This window comes from Rhodospirillum sp. A1_3_36, from assembly GCF_047263945.1.
GTDB lineage: Bacteria > Pseudomonadota > Alphaproteobacteria > Rhodospirillales > Rhodospirillaceae > Rhodospirillum.
Map to the genome: position 1 here is coordinate 14,427 of NZ_JBLAVB010000022.1, position 19,912 is coordinate 34,338.

A 19,912-nucleotide genomic window follows, 5' to 3' on the forward strand; every position below is an offset into this window, starting at 1 on the left:
TGATCAGGTGGATGCGACGGGGACGAATAAGGGAAGCCCTCCCAAGGTTGCCCGATCCGATGCGCGGGCCGTGGGGTCGAGAAGAATCACGAAGAGCTCGGGAATACCTGTTTCCGCGTTGGTCAGCTTATGTATGGCATCCAGCAGAAGGACTCGCCCGGCCGCTTCCTTGGGTGGGATGACCGCCATGTAGGGAAGCGGTTCGTCGTATTCGACGCTGACCTCAAAATAGCTCCGGAGTTCTGAAAGATCCTCGAGCGAGGATTTTGCCGACACTTGTATATTGAGCCTATCCACCACGCTCTGAGCGAAAGGCTTTTTCTCGTCCACCTTGGGGACGTCTGTTCTCTGCCGTAATTCCTCGATCAGGGTCGTCAGCAACGGGTTTTCCTCATTGGGCATGCCGAACACGGGAGACAGGGGGAGAAGGTATCTTCCAACAGGCAGGCGATCCTCTCGGTTTTTCCGGTCCATGAAGTCGAGGGGGCGCCCTTGCGCCACGGCCACGAGCACTTCCGCCATGGTGCAGGTGCCAAAGGGGCTATAAACGACGCCACCGTAATGGCGCGCCGCGTGCTCGATCTCAGCTGCGGTCTTTCCCGTTACCCGAAAAAGAATGGGCGCGATTTTTTGGACCAAGGCCGCGATCGTCGGACAGTAGTCCCCGTGGGGCGCAACCTCCTTCATGGTCGTGTGCAAGGCCTTGAGGCTATCCTCGACCCGTCGCGTCAGCATCGCCTCCACGATACTCTCGGCCTTTTCGCGATCACTGGAGTTTTCCGGAATCGAATGCTCTAAGCCCAAGTGTTTTGCAAAGGTCCCGAAAGCTTCCTTGGCCTGAACGAAAGCCGTCATCGCGGCCACGAGTTTTTCGCGCAACTCGGCGTAGTGCCTTGTTGTCACCAAGTGCTCACTCAGAGGGGAGTGACACTCCCCCTTGTCCCAAAGCTGCCAAAAAGGCGCGGCGTGAAGGCGTTCATTTCCAAAGTTTTCGGGAACCGCCAGACAGACACCAATCGCTCGCCCATTGAGCACGATGGGCATTCCAGACGCCCCAGCCCAACCGCCTTCGTTTCTCGGGGTGCCCGCTGAGACTGAGATTTCGAAATACTTGTACTCGTCCGCTTTGTGGTGCGCATCCCCACTAAACCCCACGGATGGCCGGGCTTCCTCGGTCTTGCCATCCCGGGGAAAGCCTTCACCAAACCATTTCGTGCCGTCTTCGGGCCGGTGGAGGTTGACCGCGCAAATATCATTCTTCCTGTCCTCTCGGTGGACCCGAAGCAAGGCGACGTCATGCTCCTTGCATTGCCAGACGACAGCGTCCGCCTCCTCCAAGCTCTCCCATTTCGATGAAATGCCATTCCACTTCACTTGGATCGGCTCACTCGCATCCCGGTCGTCCGGACAGGCCACATGGTATGCCGTCATAAGGAAACCGTCTTCCACCAGGAAAGCCGTCCCTATTTTCGCATAGCCGTTGGCCCTCGGGACACGGATGACCTTTACGGCGTTTCTCCAGTTCTGGGGTTGCATCGTCGCACCTTAATCCATGACCTCATCGTCACCGATGAGCTGAGGCTTGCCAGAGGCATCCGGCGCCAGCTTCATTTTCAGTTGGATCCGGTGGGTATTGGTCTGGGACGCCTCGGCCCCCGCCTTGGCACCAAAAACAGACCACCCTACGCTCCCCCCTCCCTCTGCCTTCACGCTGGCCACCAGTTGCAGATCCAAGGTGATATCCTCGATAAGGAAACGCAGTCCGGCATCAGGGCCTTCCTTCTGTGCCTCCTTCAGCTCTTTGCGGAGCGATTGAATCGCTTTGGATAAAGACAGGCTGTCATCGGACATGGGGACCTCCAGCACTTTGATGATGTGAAATTATGAACAATAAATTTTTCATTGTCACCCTCTCAAGCGAGGGCGGCAAACGCAACGGAGCCGGTCACGACAAGGGGGGGCGGCCCTGGCGCACCACTGCGGCGGAATATGTCTCGCAGCCGCGTGGCGCTGGATTGGAATGACTTCCCCGTCGAGGGCGACGCCTCCTCTTTCGCGAGCTCCCAAGGTTCCGACACAGTAAAAATTTTCTGCCCCCTCCCGTTCGACGTTCGTTGCCAAACGCGCCACCGCGAAAAGGGTCAGTCGTTTATCGAGTTGCGCGACGGGCGATGGAACCGTCTCTCTCGTCCACCTTCTGGCGCCTCCGCTGGGCTACACTTGAATGGAGGGACTATCGTTCCCACTCTCGATCCGTTCTCACCCGCCCGCGCTGGAGCGAAGCCATGCGGCTGTCCACGAGGTCGAAGCGGGTGAGCGTCTCGGCGTAGGGTTCCGACAGTCCCAGGGTGGCGAGGCGATAGCGCCGTCCGCCTTCGGTCAGCACGCCAACGGTGCGGCCTCGCTGATATAGGGTGAGCCCGAGTGCGCCGAGCGCCTTGTTCAGGGCGTCGCGGCTTTTTGCTTCCCTCATCGCTGAATGGATCTCCGCCGCCAGTTCTTCCTTGCGGCTCGGTTCTCCCTTTCGCCGGGCGACGGCCTGTTCGCGGACGCTTGGTCGAAATCCGCGCCAGGGCTCCGCGATGGGGCGCGCCTGTCCCAGGGCGGGATAGAGGCGCAATCGTTCTTCCTCCACGGCTCGCTGGATATCGGCGAACTCCCGCTTCTGGAGCCAGAGGCGGTGTCGGCCCAGCACGGCATTGCTACTGATCATCAGGTGGATGTGGACATGCGGGGTTTCGCTATGAACGACCCCGACGGCCAGTTGCCGGGGCGCCCGTCGATCAAGGTAACGCTGGGCGAGGTCGAGCAGGGCGCGCTTCTGCTCCTTCACCGATAGGGAGGTGTCGGGTGACAGGGCGATGATCTCGTGAAAGAGCGCGTTGCCGTTCGCACGCCGGGGGAGGAGGGTATGGTTCTCCTCGAAGGCCGCGACGACGGCTTCGGATGTGCTCGCTTTCATGGGGAGGTTGTGCCGCAGGTCAAATCCGTCTCCCCGCTCCGCGAGCATATAGGCGGCGAGTTGCCCGAAGCTGGGCGTCTTGCGGGATAGGGATTTGATAATCATGGCTCGGCGTCATTGTCGGTGGGGCGTCCCCAGGGCTTCTCGGTGAAGGCGCGGATGTGGTCCTCCAGTTCGGCCAAGCGGTCGAGGAGGATGTTGCCGTCGAATTCTCCGGTGCCCTGCACCGCGCGGGCGATTTGATTGATGTTGTTGCCGATGCGGCGGAGCTGGACGATCAGGTCGCCGATGCCTTCTTCCACATCCTTGCTGGGGAGGTACTCTCCCCGCGCATAGGCTTCCGCCTCGGCATGGATTTGCGCCCAGACGGACCGGCCCGCGTCCTTGGCCCGCTGTTCCGCCCGGGCGTGCTCCTCGGCGGTAAGCGTGCCATAGACCCGCCGCCGGGTTTGCCGGAAGCGCTCCCAGTAGTCCTTGCGGTAGCGCCGCATGTTCTCCGCTCGGTCGGCGCTCCGCGTGTCGGAGGGTGGTCCGTCGTCTTCGCTCATGGCTTTTGGCTACGCGGGGTTCCAAGGGGGGCTCCCCTTGGCAAGTTGGGATTGTACGGCACGGGCATGGTCTCCGCCATGCTCTGTGCAGAATCCCAATCTTGCATCACCGCTGTTCCGCTCTTTGCTCTCCGTTCTCCGGCTCACCGCTGGTGCCCTTCTCGGCGTCGGTTTGGAGCGGTGAAGGAAGGAAGAAGGGGTGGCGGGCGGGGCCGTCCACAGGGATACTCGATGCCGGATCGTGTGGGGAGGACGGATCGTGTTCGTGGGTGGCGCGTATCGGGAAGGCTTCGACCAAGGTTCGGAGGATGGCCATGCCGGACGGGACAAGAGACCGCGCCCGTCCTTCTGGAAGGGGCTGGTCAGTCGGTCGTCCTATGCCCGGGAATTCGTGCACGGCTACCACGCGGGCTATGCCCACGGCTACCGGGGACACGAGATCGCGAAGGAGCGGCGGGCGGTTCAAGCCTCCTCCGAGGAACGGCTCGTCGAACTCGCGCGGGGCCGGACACGGGAGCGGGAAACGGAACGGGAGCGGTAGCTCGTCGCTCGGAGTGGCCCATGGGTTTTCTCCAGCGTAGGAGGAGGGGCGATGCTGGTGCAAATCGGGAGCCTGTCTTCTGAGGAAAGACGGGGCGGCTTAGGGTGGGAGGCATGACCAAACGCTTCTTCCATCCCGACGAACTCTCGGCCATTCGCGACCATTGCGACTGGCGGCGCCTGCTCGACGAACTGGGCGTCCGCGCCGATGTCAGGCGTTGCACGGACGCGGAGTTCTGGGGCTACTCGCCCTTCCACCCCGAGGAAAAGACGGCCAGCTTTCACATGAAGGAGCCCGGCGTCTGGTACGACTGGTCCAGCCATGCGAGCGCGCCGGGGCGGGACAAGCCGGGCGGTGGGGTGATCGAACTCGTCCAGGCCATCCACGCCACGCGTGGCCAAATGATGAAGCTGAACGAGGTGGCGGCCTGGATCGTGGATCGCGGTTTCGGGCCTTCTGTTCGCACGCCAGCGGCTAAGCCGTCGACGCCGAACGACCCCGCCGATCCGTCCCCCTCGGAAGCGTGCAACGCTCCCATCAACATTGACCTCGTGCCGCGCCTTTCCGAACTGGGGACGCATCCCGCCTTCGTCGAGCGGGGCATCTCGGCGGAGACCTGCCGCACTCTCAGCTGCGGCTATCTTAAGGGCACGCGGAGCATGCTTGCCCAGCGGTTGGTCTTTCAGGTGGGCGGTCTGGACAAGGAGTGGTCGGAGCGGGTGATCCTGTCCCACATGGGCCGCGCCACGACGGAGGAGCAGGAGCGGGACGGCAAGTGGCGCTTCTATCGCGGCTTCAATCCCTCGCTGAAACTCTACAACCTCGACAACCTGGTGCTCGATCCCGGGGCCGCACGGCAAGCCCGCGAGACCGGGACCCTGCTCGTGGTCGAGGGGACCTTCGATGTCGCTAAATGCGTGGAGGCAGGGCTGCGGAATGTCGTCGCGACCTTCGGCGCGCGCCTGCATGAGCCGCAGGCCCGGAAATTGGCCGAGGCGCTGTCCCGCCTGTCCGCGTCTCGCGCCATCGTCTTCTATGATCGGGACAAGGCGGGGCGGGCCACGAACGCCGATGCGCTGGAAATGCTGAGTGCGTATGGGGTGGAGGCGGAGGTCTTCGACTGGGAGCGGGAATTCACAGGGGGTGACGCGCGAAGTGTCTCGATCTCGAAATCCATCATGGATCCCTGCGATCTTGCCCCTCGACAACTGGCGTGGTTGAGGGCGCGGGGTCTTCTGTAGAAAATTGCTGGGACGCCGCTTGAAGTCTGAAGAAACGTCTCAATCCGAACGATCTCCAGAGAGTTCATCATGATTTCATGGAGGGGCTCGTACACTGCGGCGGTGCTTTTTTAACCCCGTATCCCATGACGCCTTCTCCCTGTCCCCGGCCCCGTCTTTTTATCATTGGCCTGTCTCGCGTGTTGCGTCTGGAATTGGCGGACGCCTTCCAAGCCGAAGGCTATGCCGTCTTCCAATATACGGACATGCGCCTTGCCTCCGCCGCGATGGAGAGAAACGCGCCGGAGGCGGTTCTCCTCGATTGGGGAGTGGGCGGTTTGGCGTTTGTTGAACGGTATGGCGGTCTGGTGCCGGTGCTCCTGTTGTCCGCTGACGATGCGTTGATCGATGTGGTGACCAGCTCCCCTGCCATTTCCCGGAAATCCTGGCACGCGTAGAGCATGCCCGGGCTTCCACGACGATGCGGCGAGAGGTTTCCTCCGGCCCAGTCTCGCTGGATGTGGCGAGTGGCGTGGCGCGCATCGATGGGGAGAGCGTCACCATGACCGAGCGGGAGGCGCGCATCCTGGCCGCCCTGATCCGCTGCCCTGGGCATCCGGTCCCCCGGGAGACCCTCATGCGGGTCGCGGGGATCACGACGGCCAAGCCGACCATCGTCGAGAGCTATATCAAGCAGCTGAGGAAACGGCATGCCTTCCTTCGCCGGGCGTTGAGAACGCGCTATGGGCGGGGTTATGCCTTCTATCCGTAGGGGATCTATTCCCGCTCGCGGTCCTTGTCGCGACCGTCTGTGCGTCCGCGTTGGAGGCTCATCGTGCGGATGGCCTTTAGGGCTTCCCGTTGATCCTCGGAGGAGAGGAGGCCCTTCTCCCGGCCCTCTTCCAATTCCTGCTCCGAGAGCTTGGTCAGGACATCCAGAATGTACCGCCTCGCGACCTCTTCGGCGTTTTCGATCTCGGCGAGGGTGCCGCGACGGGAGATGATTTCATCCACCACCGCTTTGCTTTTCGCGGCTTCGGCGAACTCCAGCCGTGCGGCGGCGAGGTCCCGCGTCATTTCCAGGGCTTCACCAAGCAGGGCCACGCGCGCCATGGGCTCCGAGAGGTGCGGGTAGGCGCGTGCGATCTGGGCGTCGGTCATGGGGAGGTCCTCGATGGTCATGGCGGGAGCATAGCACGGGAGGTCAGTACGGGCATTGGCAAAGCCGAACCAATCCTGTTCGGCTTTGCCCCACGGTGACCGCATGTATTCAGTACTCATCCGCTCGCAGAATTGTCAGAACGCGCCTGCTTTGCATGGGATCCCAAGGGGCCGGAGATGCGTAAGTCATTGTCTTGTCGTATGTGTCTATTTTCCAATAAATCTTCCTGCCACAGGCGGTGAAGGCGCCGAAGTCATGTTCGCCGTAAGGGTCATTGCCCGGTTCGAAGGTATCAAAGTGTCTGACCTTCATTAGTATTCTTGCTTTCTCCTCATCGTCGAGCGCGGAAACGCCTGTGCTTAGGTATACCTGTCCCCCGAGGAACGTAGATCGCAGGTGATCGTTCAAGTGTCGAATTCTTGCTGTCTTCGGATCTTCCGGAACGGGAGATGGGATGTTTGATCGTGGGCTGATTTCCATCGGTGACGATTACGATATTCTGCTCGCGCGGGGGCATGTGCCGGAGGCCGTGGAGCGCTTGATCAATCCTGATCGCCGATTGCGCCTCCCGGTCTCGCCGGAGATGCGACCGCATCCCCAGTTCCTCAAGTTCCATCGGGAACAGGTGTTCAAGGGATAGCGGCTGGAGCCGTCTCAATCCGCGCCAACCCTGAACGAAGGCGCGACATTCGCGGCGGGCATTGTATGCTGGTTGTCCCTATCCCCGTTGCCCATGCCGCCGGTCATGCCCGAAAAGCCCAAGCACGACGGAAGCCAGACAAACGATGTCCTGCGCGAGATGGCGCGGGACATGGAGGTTGCCCAATATCGGCGTTATGACGAAACCGAGGCGGCCAATATCGTCGGCATTCCCAAGAAGGATCTCGCGGCGCTCCGGCGGCGGAGGGAGATCGCTTATCTCCTCATCGGCGACGGCCATATCGGTTTCCTCGGTCGGCATCTGCAGACCTATCTGCTCGAATGCGTGGTGCCGGTCGGAGAGGCGGCTGTCGTCGCGGACGGTTCGGAGGATGCGCCTCGGCAACAAGCGCCCGCTCGCAAGTCCGGGCCCGAGGCCGAACTGGTGTCGGTCAACGACACCATGGCCCTGTTGGGCATCGGGCGGACCAAGCTCTATGAGTTGCTCAACGATAACACGCTGGACTCGGTCAAGATCGGGCGGCGCACGCTGGTGCGGCGCGCGTCCCTGCGGCGATTGAAGGCGATTTTGAGTATGACCCGGCGGCCCTCTATTGAACCATTTTCCCAGTGCTTACAAGGGCTTGCCAGAAGGCCAAGAGTGAGTTTAAAAACCTCGTCGAAACCGCGCCGTTTTCCGGTCCTGGCCTCCAGTTTCTCCACCGTCACGAGGCGCTCGCGTTCGAGTTCGTCAATGCGTTGCTCGTAGCGGGCGATGACGCTGGGATTGGTGGCCTCCACGATCCGGTCCAGCAAGGCCGCCGACTGCTTTTCCAGTTCGGTCACGCGGCGACGTAAACCCTCTTTCATCTCTTGGAGGCGGGCCGTTTGCTGGTCCCATGCACGGCGGAACAGGTCGAGGGTCAGCGCACGCATCTTGGCCGAGGGGCGGGCCGAGGCCAGCAGGCTTTCAAAGCGACCCTCGATATCGGCGCGACGGATGGATTTGTAATAGCTGCCGCATGCCTTGTTGTATACCCCGCTCACGCCAAAATCCGAATCTGCGCAGGGTCTATGACTCTGAAATTATCGGAAACATGATCGCATAGATCGCGCCAGTTTTCGGGCACGGTTCGGCGGAGAAAGCCAAGGATGGCGTTGGCGAAATCGCGATAGTGCCGATAACATCGGTTGTGGGTGATTTCGCGGTGCATAAGGCCCCAGAGCCGCAAATGAGGGCAGTAGGCAGGGATGAAGTGCAGAACGACCCTGCGACCGGCCTGTTCCAGCCATTCCCTGACGGCCCTTGCATGGTGGTAGCGGGCGTTGTCCAGATAGACGTGGATGCGCCGCTTGTCCAGGTGCATGTTTTCAATGGCGGAGAGCAGGGCGATGGTACTGATCGCATCGACGGTGAGCACATCGATCATGCGTGTTTCGCCCGTTTCCAGGTCAATGGCGCCGTGGATGTTGAGGCGGTCCCGTCCGCTGCTCTGATCGACGCCGACCCGTCCGCCTCTGGGCATCCAGCAGCCGATGGGATGCGCGCCGTGCGTGGGGTGGACGGCATCGACGAACACCGTCGCCTCGTCCGCCTCCAAGCCAGTCTGCCGGCTCTCGTACCGGTCGATGAAATCGGTCTGCTTGACCACATTCGCCTTGGCCGGCACGGCCTCTGGCTTACGGTGTTCGAACCCCAGACGGTGCAGCAGTTTGATGATGCCCGAGCGGCTGTCGAACCGGATGTCCATGTCGTCAGCCATCCATTGCGCCACTGCGCAAGTGCTGCGGGGCAGCGTCTCCGTCACCCAGGCCACCAGGGCAGCCTCCTGCTCCGCCGACATCCGCCGCATGCCGCCCTTATGCTGGAATTCTTTTAGCCCCTCGACCCCGCTGGCGCGGAATTCCGCGTGCCACTCCCGGATCGTGCTGTCGTCCATCAGAAGCGCCTGGGCAACCCGGTCAAAGGTCCAGCCCTCGTGGAGAAGCACCATCGCATTCGCTCGACGAGCAACACGATGCTCCAGCTTGTTGCTCTTCGCCAGAGCCGTCAGCAGCGTTAGTTCCTCGGGGGTCAGAAAATCAGCGGACATCATGTCGGCATCTGAATCCATTGCGCATACAATATCAAGCGGTGCCTCGGATTATCAGGGAGTCAGGGTATATCGTACTGTTCTTGCGTAATTTTTCCCTCGGCCAGCATTTGAAGCATTGCCTCGTTTTTCGCGGCAAATTGATCTTCCGGCGGAAGAGAATTAAAGTAATCCTGTTGTTCCCGCGAAAAATATTGCGCTTCAAAAGCGTCAATCTGTTCGGTCAACTCACCAATATCGGCATTCAACGTGTCGAGGCGTGACCGCAGGAACACAAGGTATTGAGCCATTTGTGTGCGGGACTCTGCCTCTTGTTCTGCTTTTCTCTTTGTGCGGTTATCGTTTCCGCCCTCGCCTGCGGCAAAACCACCCGCCGTGCCGCTTTTTGCAGCAGCTTTCGCCTCGATGAACCACTCCAATTTATTGCCTTCGGTCACATGCGCTCCGGCCAGCGGCTTGAACGCGCTGATCAAGGACGCTTCCGGTTTCACGTCTTCTTCAATAGCGGGCTCAGCAGCAGGTTCCGGCTGTTTGGATGTCAGCACGGCACTCGTCAAGGGGCTGTCCCCTGCCGGGTTCGCCGTGGATGATGTTGTCGCAGGCTCCGGCGTGTCCGTGCCCGCCTGTAAGGATTGCGGCGTTCCATTCCATACACCGCCGCTAAAAGCGACTTGCACGCCTCCGGCACCGTTCTGCCCATCATTCGCATACGTGAAATGAAGCGGCGTTTGATAAGCGGGGATATCGTCAGCCCGAAGCGCACCGCCCTCAAGTTCAGCCAAAATCCCGGCCATGCCGCCCGGCATGCCGTTCAATTCCGGCTTTCCTGTCTGTAAATTCTCTTGAAATCCTGTTGCCATATTCATGCTCACACAATAAGTGTGCGTTTCTTATATGTGTAGTATAGAAGAATATAATTAAGATTATGTAAAATAAACAATTTGAGATAAATTGTATATAAGCTATCCTAATCAATTGATGAAAATTTACATTTCTTGTTTCTTTGTGAGAATGCTGATTTTGTGATTCACAGGATTTGAGAATTTTTTAATGCCGTTATCGCTTGGTGATCTGGCGATGTATATTTTCTAATGATATTGTTTTTATCCCATGCCTAGTGAATCGCCCTCTTCTCTTATTCCTTTTGAACGGATCGCCGCTGATATCTATTTTATCCGGGGCGAAAAGGTCATGCTGGATTTCGATCTGGCCGCCCTCTACGGCGTGGAAACCAAAGCCCTGAATCAGGCGGTCAACCGCAATCAGGACCGCTTTCCTCCGTATTTCATGTTCCAGCTCACGAAGGATGAGCTGGAAGATTGGAGGTCACAAATCGTGACCTCCAATCCGTCCGCGCGGATGGGACTGCGGCGCCCGCCCCATGCCTTCACGGAACACGGAGCCTTGATGTTGTCGAGCGTTTTACGGGGCGCGAACGCGGCGCGGGTCGGGATCGCCATCGTGGAAGCCTTCGTCCGCCTGCGGGAAATGCTGGCGACCCATGAAGACGTGTTACGCAAGATCGAGGAGCACGACCAGAAAATCGCCAGCCTCTATGAGCATGTGGAGAGAATCCTGAAACTCCCTGCCCCGGGTAAAAAACCAATCGGCTACATATGGCCCAAAGACGGCGATGAGTGAGAAAAGCCCGGCCTCTTCACCGACGGACCCCGGCGGCAACGCCGGAGACATCTCGAACCGGGCGCTTCGGGAGGCCATCGACGCCTCTCCCTTTCCCACCTTCGCCATGCTCGCCGGGGTAACCGGCTGTACGGTCGGCCAACTGAATTATCTCCTCACCCGCCAAGCCGCGCCCCTTCGAGAAGACGGCACCGTCAAACCGCATGTGGCGGCGCTCGCCGCTGTGCTGGGCAAGCCACTCGCCGCGTTGTTTCCCCTTGCCGGAGACGCGGTCCGGGGGGCGGACCTTGGGGAAGACGCGCACCGCGCCATGAGGGAGGCCCTCGGGCGCATGCCGGATACCCTGAAGCCGGGACGCGTCCCCGATGAGACGAGGCCCGTCTTCACACTCTCCGTCGCCATCACCAATACGACGCTTTCAGAGGCCATGAAAGGCAAGGGACCGGACCTTGAAAAGGCGTTCGGTGATCGTGGCCTCATCCCCCGGGACGTGGAGGCGCTTGAGGCCTGTCAGGTTTCGCCGTTCGACGGCACGGGCAATCTGACACGGACGGCGCGTGCCACCGCCGAATCCCTCGGCGTCCCTGCATCCGTTCTCTTCCCGCCGGATTGTCCGGTTCTGACGCGCGCGGTGAAGACGTTCACGGTACCGCTCGATCCCGCGCGGGCCAACCGGTGTCTCGCTCCCATTCAGACGCCAAGCGTGGCGCTCGACCCGCTCACGGACCGTCTCGCGGCCAAGGCGCGGCGTGACCGGGAGGCCGCGAAGCTGGTGAACCCGACAGAGGCCCGGGACCGTGTCCGCGAGGCGGATAAAGGGCTGCATATGGATGTGAAGCGAAGGACACGGAGTCTTCCGGCGCTGGAGCGCGGCCTTCTGGTACTCTATTACCTGCGGTGCCTGAGCGTGGCGGAAATCGCCGACCGTCTCGGCCTGGAGCCGGGCATCGTGCGTGCGCGACTCAAAACAGCCACCGCCGCGTTTCCTTCACGGGTCTATCTCGACGCCCTGAGCATGGCGCTCGCCAAGGACGCCGACCGCTATATCGCGGCGCTTGAGACGGCGCTCAACGGTCAGGAAACGCCCTGATACCCCCGTAACCTTTATCCCTCCCTTTCCCTCTCCTGAACGGACGAGAGAATGCTCTGACGGTTGGCTTTCCCCCAAAACCTCCCCCGAGCGCTGTCATGGTCGGCATGACAGAGTGTTCATGCCGGGAGAGACCCATGACGGAGTCCACCATTCCACAAGAGCCGCCCTCCGACGCGAGGGCCAAGGCTGCCCTGGCTCACCTGCGCCGGGATGTTTCCGAATTGATGACTCCCGCCGATTACCGGCTCTTCGAAGCCATGGCCGCCTGCCGGGAAGCAGGCGCCTCCGAGATTACGGCCATCGAGGAGCGGCAGGCGGTGCTCCATGCCCGGGTTCTGGCCTGTCTGGCCGGGCTCGAAGCGCTCAACGGCGACTTCCCCGCCGACGAGATGCGTGACGCCTTCGAGGACCGGAGCATTGCGGACCAATGGGGACGCATCGCCGGTCATGATCCCCAGGAACCGGAGGTCGCCCCATGACCGGGCCGGGAACGGACTACGCCCCCCTGACGTCCCATCAAACGGCGGTCATTCACCGCCTCGTGGAGGGGTGCGCCGCCGACGCCCGGCGTGTCCGAGGGGATGTCTGGGGATTGCCCCTTTATGTCGCGCTCATCGGCCTCGTCGTCGGGATCGATTTCAGCATCACCTTTTCCGTGATGCGGGCGGCGCTTCCCGACAGTCCGACGGCGATGGTCGCCCTGAAGAGCGTCACCCCCCTGCTCGCCATCGGCGCGCTCTGGGTGATCGATCTGAAACAGGCGGCGGGGAGCCTCTCCTCGGACGTGATCCGGCGCGCCGCCGGGGTTCTCACGCCCGCGATCCCCATGGGCATCGGGCTCTTTCTCGGGTTCGAGGTGTTCAACGCGGCGGTGGAGCTTCTCGCCGATACGGACGCCAGCATGCTCCTGGGCGAGGATATCCGTCATCCCGCCGTGCGGATCGCCCAGGACTACGGAACGCCGGTCTTCGCCCTGGTGCTGGCGGCGGTCACCGCCGGGTTCTTCACCGTCTCCACCTTTCTCGGCCACCACTGCCTGACCGAGGCCATCCGCATCGCCAGGACGGCGGGGCGGATCAGGGGCCGCGCGGCCAAGGCGCGTCATCTGGCGCGGGTGCTGGAGGCCTGTGACCAGGAGGGCGTCCGGCTCGAAAACCGCAAACGGCGCCTGATCGAGACGCAAAAGGACATCCGCCCGGCGATCACCGCCGTCATCACGGAAATCGAGGACGGGTTGCGTACCCCGGAGCGGGTCCTGACGGCGCGGGTTCTGGACGGCGCGCGGACGGGCCGTCGGGTCGTCCTGAAAAGCGCGCTGCCCGACCAGGTGAGCCGCTGGTCCGTGCCCGCCCTGGAGGAACGGATCGCGGCCATCCGCGCCAAGGCCGACCCGGCCTATCTGCGCAAGGTTTTCAAGGCATTCACCGCCTGACCCCATACGGCATACGGAAGGAGAATGACTATGAGCACGTTTCTGAAGGGAACCACCGCCGTCCTGGTCTTCCTGGGCTGCGCCGCGCCCGCGCTGGCGGACAGTGTGTATGTCTGGATCGACCTGTCGGCTTCCACGCGGTTCTCCACGGAGGCCGCCTTCGCCCGGCACGCGGGCGACTGGGTCACGGAGGCCCTGGAGGACCTGCCGGAGGGCTCCACCGTCCATCTGGAAACCCTGGGCGACTATGGCCTGGGGGCGAACCTCAAGCGGGCGGCGTTGACCGTCTCGCCCCGCAAACCCGCGCGCAAGGTGGCGAAGACCGTGGGCGGCCTCGTCGCCCGCATGCCCGAACTGGTGACCGACGGCACCCTGGGGGAGGCGCGCTCCACCCATATCCTCAGCCGTCTGGAAAATGCCTCCTACGCCATGGACTGCGTGGCGGAGCCGACGCGCATTCTTCTCCTGACCGACGGTGTCGAGTGGTCGGAGGACGTGGACGGCGCGGCGCTCATCCGGGGTGAGGCCGGCCTCCCCCGTCCGGCCTCGGCGTTTCTGGACGGTTGCGCGGTGACCATGCTGGGGATCGGCGAGACCCAGGGTGGCACACCCGCCCTGACCCGGCATCTCATCAAGGAATGGAAGGCCTGGACGGCGGCGGCGGGCGTGAGCCGCTTCCAGCCCCTTCCGACCTTCTGAAGCCGAGGTCCGCCCCCGTGTCCGGCCCTGGGGAAACCCCGGGCCGGGCACCAACCGACGCGAAGGAGAGAGGGTGATGGTGAAGATGCTGCTGGAGACCCTGTTGAAGCTGGCCCTGGTGATCGTCCTGTGCGCGGGCGCGGCTTTCGCGGTTTTGCTGTACACCTGCGACGCGGGATCACCGGAGGCCTGCGCGAAGAGCCCCCTGGTGGAGCCTCTGGTGGTCGTGGTGCTCGGCGCGGGGGCGGTGCTGCTGCTGGGCGGGATCATCCGGGCGTTGCTCGGCCTGTCCATGCCGCGCCTGCCCGGGGAAGGGACACCGGACGCCCGTGCCATCGCCCGCGAGGAAAAAGCGGTCCATCGGGGAAGCGGCGTGGAATGGTACTATACGCACAAGATCGTCCGCACGATCCTGTGGAGCCCGGTGGTCATGCTCGGCGTGACGCTGTGGTTCGGCTACCAGTCCCTCACCGCCGTCACGCCCCTGCTGTCTCCCGGCGGGATTCTGCTTAAGCTGATTATTGGTTTATTGTCTTGAGGTCTTTGGCATGGCCGGGTGAGTCCGGCGAAACCGACATCAAGTCATGATGCACACATGAGGCGGGGTCACCATGGACGAACCGGAAATATCTCTTTCGCGGGTGACGCCGGAATTACGGGCATTTCTCCGGTCGGAACTGATCCATGTGACGGTTTTTGATGCGCCGACAGGAGGAAAATGGACTCCCCATGGGATCGCCCATGAAATCAACGTCGCCGACGATATTCCCGGCCAAGCCAGCGACGATACGATCAGCCGCTTTCTGAACACGCCCGGATATCGCATCGGCAAGAGAGCACTGACGGCTATCGCGGGGTTTCTGCTGGCGTTCGGCTTCATTACACGAACCGACCTGGACCATCATGCGACCGGCGGATATGACCGCGCCGCCTCCGCCCTGTCCCAACTTTTCATGCGAACAAGCGGACCAGAGGGCATTCAAGGGATGCCAGGTGCGTATCATGCCTATGAACCGGTTTCCCGGGACCGGTTGATGGAAATCATCGTGACGCTCGCCAGTCCCGATCACGGCGGGTGTCTCGTGGTACGGGAACGGCGGTCTGTCTTCCGGTTGAGCGACCCCGCCTACGTCATCGCGGAAACCGATGGCTTCGCCCCGGCGTTCCACCATCGCCTTCCCGGCCTGTTGGAAGAGCCCGACGCCATATGCGAGGAGACGGGGCTGGGGCGTGGCGCGGGTACGATCACCCGCTCGCTGGCCCTCCTGCTCATTGGCGGCGAGGAAGACCCGGCGCACGGCGTGGTGATCGTGAACGAGCTTCATACGGATAAAGCAGGCGTGGTGGGATTCCGCGCCCACAGGTCTTCCGGCTGGATTCACGTCAGGGACGGTCAGACCCCGCGTGATCCCCCATCCATGGGATATCTGCTGGGCCGTAAAAACGGGAAGCATGAATTCTACAGAATTGATAGAAAAGTCGGAAATATGGCAAAAATTGCCTCCGATGAAGATTTCCTCTATGATGAAGAAATAAGAGGAAAAGATTTTTTATTTCAGTCCATGAGTGAAGAAAAACAGAACGGAATTGATGCGTGGCATGCTTTGGCCGAGGATGGGGAAGCCCGATTTCTGACGGCTCTGGAACCCTGCCCGGACGCGACATCCCGCCTAATTCTTTCCATGGCGGCCCATCGCTTCGATCATGCCATCGCTGCGGTTCACGAGGGCGCGGATGTGAACGCCATGTTCGCCGAGGGCGGGGGCATTCCCGTCGTTCATACCGCCGCCTACAGGGGCATGCGGAATCTGGTCAAGGCCACGGGAAAGGACCCTCGGCGTCCCAGTGTCCAGGGGAATGGTAGACGCACGATTTCCTGATACGCCGTCGATGACAGAGGGACGGGCGCGGCTTATCGTGGACACATGCTCCCGCGATCTTCAGACTCCGCGCGTCAATGGTTGGCTTTCCGCCGTTTCGCCGCGCGGGAACTGCGTCGTCCGGCGGTTGATCCCGACACATTGGGCGACGATCCGGCCCGCGATTTCCTGAAGCTGGCCCTGCTCAGCATGCGGGCTCTCGGGGCTTCCACGACCAACCTGCGCCGCGCCGATGGGATGCCGTTCCGTTTGGTCCTCGCCTATCTGGATAGCGCCCAGCCCAACGCCTTCGCGGCGGAACGCCGGGGCATCCACTTCTGTGGGGTCCATGTCGGACTGGCGGCCTCGTTCCTTGAATTCGCGCTCTTCTGCTTCTCCCAAGCCTCCCTGTTTCCCGATCTGGGCGACCCCGCGCATGAAACCTCGCCGCCTCCCCTGGACGGCTATCCGCCCGGTTTCTGGATGCGGGAAAAAGGCGCGGCCCTGGAAAAGAACCTGTTTCTGGAAACGGCCAGCGGTTTTCTGCCCCGTTGTCCGCATCGTGCCCTGACGGCTGTTCTCATGACGGTGACGATGATCCGCTTCGTCTGGTTTCACGAGCTCTGTCATTGCGTGAACGGACATATGGGCTGGATGGGATCGCGGGGACGCCATTTCGGTTTCACGGAAACCGACGCCAGGGAGGCACACGCCCTGGCGCCAGCCATGCACCAGTGCCTGGAACTGGACGCCGATCAGTCGGCGTTCCATGCCGCCTGCCGCCTCCACCATGAGAACATGGAAAACATCGAGGGCTTGCGGAGCGTTCCGGGGGAAACGTCCCTGCGGCTTTGTCTGTTCGCCTGTTTTTCCACGGCATGGATCATTCAGGAATACGCCGAGCGCCTGAACGACGCCCCACGGGAGACGCACCCGCTTCCTTATATCCGCCTCCACAACCTCATGCGGACCCTGGCGAGCAATACCCTTCCGGCAATGGGGGGCGATGGAACCCGTGCCAGTCCGGCGTTCGAGGATATGAGCCGTCTTTCCCTGCTTCTTCCTTCCTTCCCGTCGGGGCACCGGCTGCGCGCCGACATGGGGAATACCACCCTCCAGGATCACCTCGACGCCCGGCAGGACGCTCTCCAGGCCTTGCGGGCGGACTTGCGGCCATACCGCTTTACCTGACCCCCGTCCCGTGCGCCGCTCCCTCCGAAAATGCGGACTCCATGCGGAGCCGCCCGACGCTGGTCCGGCACTCTTGTCCCGTCGACATCGCATCAATCGAGAGGCGCCTCTCCTCACGACGAGGAGAGCAAGATGCTCAAGGGGCAGGAGTGTTCTTCCGGCTCGTTTTTCCGTGATCGGATTGACGAGACCGAGGAACGGATATGTGTCGCGTCGGACAGCGTCCTGGGAAACAGGGACCGTCTGCGCCGCGTCGCCACGGGGACGGTGGGGCTGGGTCTGTCCCGCCGGGAAATCCCCAATTGGATGGCCGATTCCATCTTCGGCTACGAGGGAGTGATCCAATGGCCGGGCGGTCGCCCGTTCCCCGTTCCCGATACGCTTATCGACGACGCCTTCAACAATGACGGCTCGTTCCGGTGGCTGTCGGATTTCATGCGCTTCGCCGAGGTGCCGCCCCGGCAAAAGCCCCAAGCGCGGGTGCTCCAGCGCTTGCGGCTGCTGGACCTGGCCTTCTGGATCGACAAGCCGGACATCGCCCGGCACTTCGACCCATAGGGCGGGTTTCCCCCACGGAGCCCGCTGTCCCATCCCACCCTTCAGGAGCCGGAGGATCGTCCTCCGGCTCTTGTCCTATCGGAAGCGGGAGAGCGGACCATGGCACGGGGATCATCGGCCTATACGCGGGCGGTCGGCGGGATCGCCTTCACCACGGGGCTCGGCGCCGCCTATTTCGTCGCCTCGGTCATCCACGCGGGCACCGTCGCCTGGGCGATGGCCTTCTCCGCCACCTACTACGGCCCGGAGGCCGCGCGCTGGGCGGATAGCGGCTGGCTGGCCGTCCTGGGGCTGGTCGTGTTCTTCGCGGTCAAGGGGCTGGTCTCCGCGCTCCTGGCGGCGGTGGGGCTGCGGCTCGTCAGCCGTTCCCTGCGTCCCTGACCGGAGGGCGGCACCATGTCCTCCTCCTTCAATGCCCGGTTCCGCTTCGGCAGCGCGGCCTGGGCCACGGGCGCGGACCTTGCCCGCGCGGGACTCCTCGACGGACCCGGCCTGCCCATCGGCCATTGGGTGGGACGGCAACTCCGGCTCGACGGTGACGCGCCGATGATCACCATCGGCGGAGCCGGATCGGTGAAGCTCCGGGACCTGCTGGCCTATGTGGTCTGCGACAGTCCCGGCGCGCGCATGATGGTCCTCGACCCGCGTGGGGAACTGGCGGCCATCTCCCTGCACGTCCACGCCCCACGTGATGAAGACGCCTGGTGCTGGAACCCCCTGGGGCTCGCGGGCGCCACCGGTCCCTTGCCCCACCACCCCTGCAATCCCCTGGCGATCCTGCGGGCGGACGGTCCCCATTTCCATGCCGATTGCGCCTTCGTCGCCGAGGCCCTCATCCCCCGGAGCGGCGCGGCCAACGGCCAATACTTCGAGCAGAGGGCGCAGGGCTGGCTCGGCGCGCTCCTCAAGACCCTGGTGGAGACCGAGGGCTCGGCCAGCCTGCCGCGCCTGCACCGGCTGGTGAACACCATCGAGGGGGACACCACCCTCTGGGCGGCGCGGCTGGAACGCATGCTCGCCTCCTCCTTCGCCGACGTACGGCGCACGGCGGGGGAAATGCTGACCAAGCAACAGGACGGCCCCAAGGAATTCGGCGCGATCATGGGCGAACTCTATGCCCATCTGACCTTCATGGACGATCCCGTCCTCGGTGCCGCCCTGGAGAACACGGGCGGGGCCGACGGGCTGCGCCTGGAGGCTCTGTGCGATCCGGCACGGGTCTCCAAGGTCTATCTGAACATCCCCGCCGAATATCTGAGCCTCTGGGCGCCCCTGGCGCGTCTGTTCTTCACGGTCACCACCCTGCACAAGTCCCGCCGTCCCGATGCCCCGCGCGTCACGCTGCTGGTGGACGAGGCCGGGCAGTTGGGCCGCTTCGAGGCCCTGCTCAAGGCCTTCACCTTCGGGCGCGGCGCGGGGGTGCGGGCCTGGGCGGTCTTCCAGGACATCGGCCAGATTTCCCGCAACTACGGCGCGCCCGCCCTGCAAAGCTTCCTGGGCTCGGCGCAGATGCGCCAGTTCTTCGGGGTGCGGGATTACGAAACCGGCATGCTGGTCTCGAACATGCTGGGCACGGAAACCCTGCGCTACGCCGATGCCGCCCGCCAGCGGGAGGCGGCCAGGAAGCGCGATGCCCTGGCCGAAGCCATTCTCGCCGGAGACGATCCCTTCCGGGGAAATGAGTCACGCCGACTGGCTCTCCGGTCACCGGGAAAGCCAGTCCCGCCGCCTGATGACCCCCGACGAGGTGCTCTCCCTGCCGGAGGACCGTCAGGTCAAGAGCTATTTCACCCGCGTCGGCGCGGCCTTTCCCCACAAGGACGGAAAAGGCCTGACCGTGGAGCTGGAGGCGGTGCCCGTCGATGGCCGGGTGGTGCTGCGCACGCCCCAGGAGCGCCTCAAGGAAGCCAAGGAAGCCAAGGAAGGGAAAGACGGGACGGACCGAAGCGAAGACCGGTCGGACCGGGACTTCGGACGATGAGCCGGGTATCCGATGCCTACCGCCGTCTCCAGGACAGGGGACGGACGGAAGACCACGGCGGACAGCGCCGACCCGCCACCCGCGAGGACCTGCTTCGCCTACTGGAGGACCGGCGGAACGATCCGCCCGTCCCCGGCCACGATCACCCGAAACCGGACTGGGTCCAGAACCCGGACCATGCCCAAAGGGTGCATATGCGCAACCGCGAGGACCGCATCCGGCATGTGACGGAGCGGCTCACCGGGGCCGCCAAGGGGTTCCGACGGGATTTTGGGCACGAACGGTAAGAAAAC

At 62.8% G+C, this 19,912-nt stretch carries 27 protein-coding genes; 18 read left to right on the plus strand and 9 right to left on the minus strand.

The window, feature by feature from the left end:
• Window positions 1–3: 3 nt before the first annotated feature.
• On the minus strand, window positions 4–1,431 hold the full coding sequence (locus ACLIRY_RS23520; protein ID WP_413207867.1) for a hypothetical protein: 1,428 nt from the start codon (window positions 1,429–1,431) through the stop codon (window positions 4–6).
• Window positions 1,432–1,545: 114 nt separating this feature from the next.
• Window positions 1,546–1,851, minus strand: a complete 306-nt coding sequence (locus ACLIRY_RS23525; protein WP_413207868.1) for a trypco2 family protein — start codon at window positions 1,849–1,851, stop codon at window positions 1,546–1,548.
• Between the two features lie 32 nt (window positions 1,852–1,883).
• On the opposite strand from ACLIRY_RS23525, the gene ACLIRY_RS23530 reads away from it, so the two are divergent.
• On the plus strand, window positions 1,884–2,024 hold the full coding sequence (locus tag ACLIRY_RS23530; protein WP_413207869.1) for a hypothetical protein: 141 nt from the start codon (window positions 1,884–1,886) through the stop codon (window positions 2,022–2,024).
• Between the two features lie 209 nt (window positions 2,025–2,233).
• Here the strand turns inward: ACLIRY_RS23530 and ACLIRY_RS23535 are convergent, their stop codons facing one another.
• Window positions 2,234–3,067 (minus strand): relaxase/mobilization nuclease domain-containing protein, encoded by an 834-nt coding sequence (locus ACLIRY_RS23535; RefSeq protein ID WP_413207870.1) that lies wholly within the window; start codon window positions 3,065–3,067, stop codon window positions 2,234–2,236.
• The gene (locus tag ACLIRY_RS23540) at window positions 3,064–3,510 is read right to left on the minus strand and encodes a MobC family plasmid mobilization relaxosome protein (protein WP_413207871.1); all 447 of its coding nucleotides are present in this window, start codon (window positions 3,508–3,510) and stop codon (window positions 3,064–3,066) included. Before ACLIRY_RS23540 ends, ACLIRY_RS23535 begins: the two co-directional genes overlap by 4 nt.
• A 259-nt stretch (window positions 3,511–3,769) precedes the next feature.
• Between ACLIRY_RS23540 and ACLIRY_RS23545 the strand changes: the two genes are divergently transcribed.
• The 4 genes from ACLIRY_RS23545 to ACLIRY_RS23560 all read left to right on the plus strand — a co-directional run bounded on the left by ACLIRY_RS23545 (window position 3,770) and on the right by ACLIRY_RS23560 (window position 6,043).
• A complete protein-coding gene (locus ACLIRY_RS23545) occupies window positions 3,770–4,051 on the plus strand; it encodes a hypothetical protein (protein WP_413207872.1) in 282 nt (93 codons plus the stop codon).
• Window positions 4,052–4,164: 113 nt separating this feature from the next.
• Window positions 4,165–5,292 (plus strand): toprim domain-containing protein, encoded by a 1,128-nt coding sequence (locus ACLIRY_RS23550; protein ID WP_413207873.1) that lies wholly within the window; start codon window positions 4,165–4,167, stop codon window positions 5,290–5,292.
• Between the two features lie 125 nt (window positions 5,293–5,417).
• Entirely contained in the window at window positions 5,418–5,729 is a 312-nt protein-coding gene (locus tag ACLIRY_RS23555; RefSeq protein ID WP_413207874.1) for a hypothetical protein, read from the plus strand.
• 74 nt (window positions 5,730–5,803) lie between these two features.
• Window positions 5,804–6,043, plus strand: coding sequence for a helix-turn-helix domain-containing protein (locus ACLIRY_RS23560; RefSeq protein ID WP_413207875.1), 240 nt, complete (start codon window positions 5,804–5,806; stop codon window positions 6,041–6,043).
• Window positions 6,044–6,048: 5 nt separating this feature from the next.
• On the opposite strand, the gene ACLIRY_RS23565 is transcribed toward ACLIRY_RS23560, so the two are convergent.
• Window positions 6,049–6,537 carry a hypothetical protein gene (locus tag ACLIRY_RS23565; protein ID WP_413207876.1) on the minus strand — a complete coding sequence of 163 codons (489 nt, stop codon included), beginning with the start codon at window positions 6,535–6,537 and terminating at the stop codon, window positions 6,049–6,051.
• Between the two features lie 4 nt (window positions 6,538–6,541).
• Window positions 6,542–6,913 (minus strand): DUF3768 domain-containing protein, encoded by a 372-nt coding sequence (locus ACLIRY_RS23570; RefSeq protein ID WP_413207877.1) that lies wholly within the window; start codon window positions 6,911–6,913, stop codon window positions 6,542–6,544.
• On the opposite strand from ACLIRY_RS23570, the gene ACLIRY_RS23575 reads away from it, so the two are divergent.
• On the plus strand, window positions 6,888–7,073 hold the full coding sequence (locus ACLIRY_RS23575; RefSeq protein ID WP_413207878.1) for a hypothetical protein: 186 nt from the start codon (window positions 6,888–6,890) through the stop codon (window positions 7,071–7,073). The genes ACLIRY_RS23570 and ACLIRY_RS23575 overlap by 26 nt on opposite strands.
• A gap of 78 nt (window positions 7,074–7,151) precedes the next feature.
• Here the strand turns inward: ACLIRY_RS23575 and ACLIRY_RS23580 are convergent, their stop codons facing one another.
• Window positions 7,152–7,478 (minus strand): hypothetical protein, encoded by a 327-nt coding sequence (locus ACLIRY_RS23580; RefSeq protein ID WP_413207912.1) that lies wholly within the window; start codon window positions 7,476–7,478, stop codon window positions 7,152–7,154.
• A 57-nt stretch (window positions 7,479–7,535) separates the two neighbouring features.
• Here ACLIRY_RS23580 and ACLIRY_RS23585 point away from each other — a divergent pair, with 57 nt between their 5' ends.
• A complete protein-coding gene (locus ACLIRY_RS23585) occupies window positions 7,536–7,841 on the plus strand; it encodes a helix-turn-helix domain-containing protein (protein ID WP_413207910.1) in 306 nt (101 codons plus the stop codon).
• A gap of 274 nt (window positions 7,842–8,115) precedes the next feature.
• On the opposite strand, the gene ACLIRY_RS23590 is transcribed toward ACLIRY_RS23585, so the two are convergent.
• Window positions 8,116–9,168 (minus strand): IS630 family transposase, encoded by a 1,053-nt coding sequence (locus ACLIRY_RS23590; protein WP_413207879.1) that lies wholly within the window; start codon window positions 9,166–9,168, stop codon window positions 8,116–8,118.
• Between the two features lie 59 nt (window positions 9,169–9,227).
• On the minus strand, window positions 9,228–10,031 hold the full coding sequence (locus ACLIRY_RS23595) for a hypothetical protein (protein WP_413207880.1): 804 nt from the start codon (window positions 10,029–10,031) through the stop codon (window positions 9,228–9,230).
• 244 nt (window positions 10,032–10,275) lie between these two features.
• Here ACLIRY_RS23595 and ACLIRY_RS23600 point away from each other — a divergent pair, with 244 nt between their 5' ends.
• The 11 genes from ACLIRY_RS23600 (at window position 10,276) to ACLIRY_RS23650 (ending at window position 19,906) form a co-directional block, all read left to right on the plus strand.
• Window positions 10,276–10,806 carry an ORF6N domain-containing protein gene (locus ACLIRY_RS23600; RefSeq protein WP_413207881.1) on the plus strand — a complete coding sequence of 177 codons (531 nt, stop codon included), beginning with the start codon at window positions 10,276–10,278 and terminating at the stop codon, window positions 10,804–10,806.
• Entirely contained in the window at window positions 10,799–11,896 is a 1,098-nt protein-coding gene (locus tag ACLIRY_RS23605) for a hypothetical protein (RefSeq protein WP_413207882.1), read from the plus strand. Before ACLIRY_RS23600 ends, ACLIRY_RS23605 begins: the two co-directional genes overlap by 8 nt.
• A gap of 137 nt (window positions 11,897–12,033) precedes the next feature.
• Window positions 12,034–12,378 carry a hypothetical protein gene (locus tag ACLIRY_RS23610; RefSeq protein WP_413207883.1) on the plus strand — a complete coding sequence of 115 codons (345 nt, stop codon included), beginning with the start codon at window positions 12,034–12,036 and terminating at the stop codon, window positions 12,376–12,378.
• Window positions 12,375–13,331: a hypothetical protein gene (locus ACLIRY_RS23615; protein ID WP_413207884.1), complete on the plus strand. Its 957-nt coding sequence runs from the start codon at window positions 12,375–12,377 to the stop codon at window positions 13,329–13,331. The genes ACLIRY_RS23610 and ACLIRY_RS23615 overlap by 4 nt, the downstream gene beginning before the upstream one ends.
• A 30-nt stretch (window positions 13,332–13,361) precedes the next feature.
• Window positions 13,362–14,030, plus strand: a complete 669-nt coding sequence (locus ACLIRY_RS23620) for a hypothetical protein (RefSeq protein WP_413207885.1) — start codon at window positions 13,362–13,364, stop codon at window positions 14,028–14,030.
• 76 nt (window positions 14,031–14,106) lie between these two features.
• Window positions 14,107–14,568: a hypothetical protein gene (locus ACLIRY_RS23625; protein WP_413207886.1), complete on the plus strand. Its 462-nt coding sequence runs from the start codon at window positions 14,107–14,109 to the stop codon at window positions 14,566–14,568.
• Between the two features lie 73 nt (window positions 14,569–14,641).
• The gene (locus ACLIRY_RS23630; protein ID WP_413207887.1) at window positions 14,642–15,910 is read left to right on the plus strand and encodes a hypothetical protein; all 1,269 of its coding nucleotides are present in this window, start codon (window positions 14,642–14,644) and stop codon (window positions 15,908–15,910) included.
• 45 nt (window positions 15,911–15,955) lie between these two features.
• A complete protein-coding gene (locus tag ACLIRY_RS23635; protein WP_413207888.1) occupies window positions 15,956–17,080 on the plus strand; it encodes a hypothetical protein in 1,125 nt (374 codons plus the stop codon).
• A 132-nt stretch (window positions 17,081–17,212) separates the two neighbouring features.
• Window positions 17,213–17,638: a hypothetical protein gene (locus ACLIRY_RS23640; RefSeq protein WP_413207889.1), complete on the plus strand. Its 426-nt coding sequence runs from the start codon at window positions 17,213–17,215 to the stop codon at window positions 17,636–17,638.
• A 99-nt stretch (window positions 17,639–17,737) separates the two neighbouring features.
• Complete coding sequence (locus tag ACLIRY_RS23645) at window positions 17,738–18,019, plus strand: hypothetical protein (protein ID WP_413207890.1); 282 nt, start codon at window positions 17,738–17,740, stop codon at window positions 18,017–18,019.
• Between the two features lie 15 nt (window positions 18,020–18,034).
• Window positions 18,035–19,906 (plus strand): type IV secretory system conjugative DNA transfer family protein, encoded by a 1,872-nt coding sequence (locus ACLIRY_RS23650; RefSeq protein ID WP_413207891.1) that lies wholly within the window; start codon window positions 18,035–18,037, stop codon window positions 19,904–19,906.
• The last annotated feature ends 6 nt before the right edge of the window (window positions 19,907–19,912 follow it).

What these genes read in the sequence shown, in the direction of transcription:
- ACLIRY_RS23595 (WP_413207880.1), bottom strand. Translation starts at nt 10,031, where the DNA reads ATGAATATGGCAACAGGATTTCAAGAGAATTTACAGACAGGAAAGCCG.
- ACLIRY_RS23620 (WP_413207885.1), top strand. Translation starts at nt 13,362, where the DNA reads ATGAGCACGTTTCTGAAGGGAACCACCGCCGTCCTGGTCTTCCTGGGC.
- ACLIRY_RS23635 (WP_413207888.1), top strand. Translation starts at nt 15,956, where the DNA reads ATGCTCCCGCGATCTTCAGACTCCGCGCGTCAATGGTTGGCTTTCCGC.
- ACLIRY_RS23590 (WP_413207879.1), bottom strand. Translation starts at nt 9,168, where the DNA reads ATGATGTCCGCTGATTTTCTGACCCCCGAGGAACTAACGCTGCTGACG.
- ACLIRY_RS23530 (WP_413207869.1), top strand. Translation starts at nt 1,884, where the DNA reads ATGAACAATAAATTTTTCATTGTCACCCTCTCAAGCGAGGGCGGCAAA.
- ACLIRY_RS23640 (WP_413207889.1), top strand. Translation starts at nt 17,213, where the DNA reads ATGCTCAAGGGGCAGGAGTGTTCTTCCGGCTCGTTTTTCCGTGATCGG.
- ACLIRY_RS23645 (WP_413207890.1), top strand. Translation starts at nt 17,738, where the DNA reads ATGGCACGGGGATCATCGGCCTATACGCGGGCGGTCGGCGGGATCGCC.
- ACLIRY_RS23630 (WP_413207887.1), top strand. Translation starts at nt 14,642, where the DNA reads ATGGACGAACCGGAAATATCTCTTTCGCGGGTGACGCCGGAATTACGG.
- ACLIRY_RS23520 (WP_413207867.1), bottom strand. Translation starts at nt 1,431, where the DNA reads ATGACGGCATACCATGTGGCCTGTCCGGACGACCGGGATGCGAGTGAG.
- ACLIRY_RS23540 (WP_413207871.1), bottom strand. Translation starts at nt 3,510, where the DNA reads ATGAGCGAAGACGACGGACCACCCTCCGACACGCGGAGCGCCGACCGA.
- ACLIRY_RS23575 (WP_413207878.1), top strand. Translation starts at nt 6,888, where the DNA reads ATGTTTGATCGTGGGCTGATTTCCATCGGTGACGATTACGATATTCTG.
- ACLIRY_RS23565 (WP_413207876.1), bottom strand. Translation starts at nt 6,537, where the DNA reads ATGCGGTCACCGTGGGGCAAAGCCGAACAGGATTGGTTCGGCTTTGCC.
- ACLIRY_RS23570 (WP_413207877.1), bottom strand. Translation starts at nt 6,913, where the DNA reads ATGGAAATCAGCCCACGATCAAACATCCCATCTCCCGTTCCGGAAGAT.
- ACLIRY_RS23610 (WP_413207883.1), top strand. Translation starts at nt 12,034, where the DNA reads ATGACGGAGTCCACCATTCCACAAGAGCCGCCCTCCGACGCGAGGGCC.
- ACLIRY_RS23615 (WP_413207884.1), top strand. Translation starts at nt 12,375, where the DNA reads ATGACCGGGCCGGGAACGGACTACGCCCCCCTGACGTCCCATCAAACG.
- ACLIRY_RS23550 (WP_413207873.1), top strand. Translation starts at nt 4,165, where the DNA reads ATGACCAAACGCTTCTTCCATCCCGACGAACTCTCGGCCATTCGCGAC.
- ACLIRY_RS23525 (WP_413207868.1), bottom strand. Translation starts at nt 1,851, where the DNA reads ATGTCCGATGACAGCCTGTCTTTATCCAAAGCGATTCAATCGCTCCGC.
- ACLIRY_RS23535 (WP_413207870.1), bottom strand. Translation starts at nt 3,067, where the DNA reads ATGATTATCAAATCCCTATCCCGCAAGACGCCCAGCTTCGGGCAACTC.
- ACLIRY_RS23600 (WP_413207881.1), top strand. Translation starts at nt 10,276, where the DNA reads ATGCCTAGTGAATCGCCCTCTTCTCTTATTCCTTTTGAACGGATCGCC.
- ACLIRY_RS23625 (WP_413207886.1), top strand. Translation starts at nt 14,107, where the DNA reads ATGGTGAAGATGCTGCTGGAGACCCTGTTGAAGCTGGCCCTGGTGATC.
- ACLIRY_RS23650 (WP_413207891.1), top strand. Translation starts at nt 18,035, where the DNA reads ATGTCCTCCTCCTTCAATGCCCGGTTCCGCTTCGGCAGCGCGGCCTGG.
- ACLIRY_RS23585 (WP_413207910.1), top strand. Translation starts at nt 7,536, where the DNA reads ATGGCCCTGTTGGGCATCGGGCGGACCAAGCTCTATGAGTTGCTCAAC.
- ACLIRY_RS23555 (WP_413207874.1), top strand. Translation starts at nt 5,418, where the DNA reads ATGACGCCTTCTCCCTGTCCCCGGCCCCGTCTTTTTATCATTGGCCTG.
- ACLIRY_RS23605 (WP_413207882.1), top strand. Translation starts at nt 10,799, where the DNA reads ATGAGTGAGAAAAGCCCGGCCTCTTCACCGACGGACCCCGGCGGCAAC.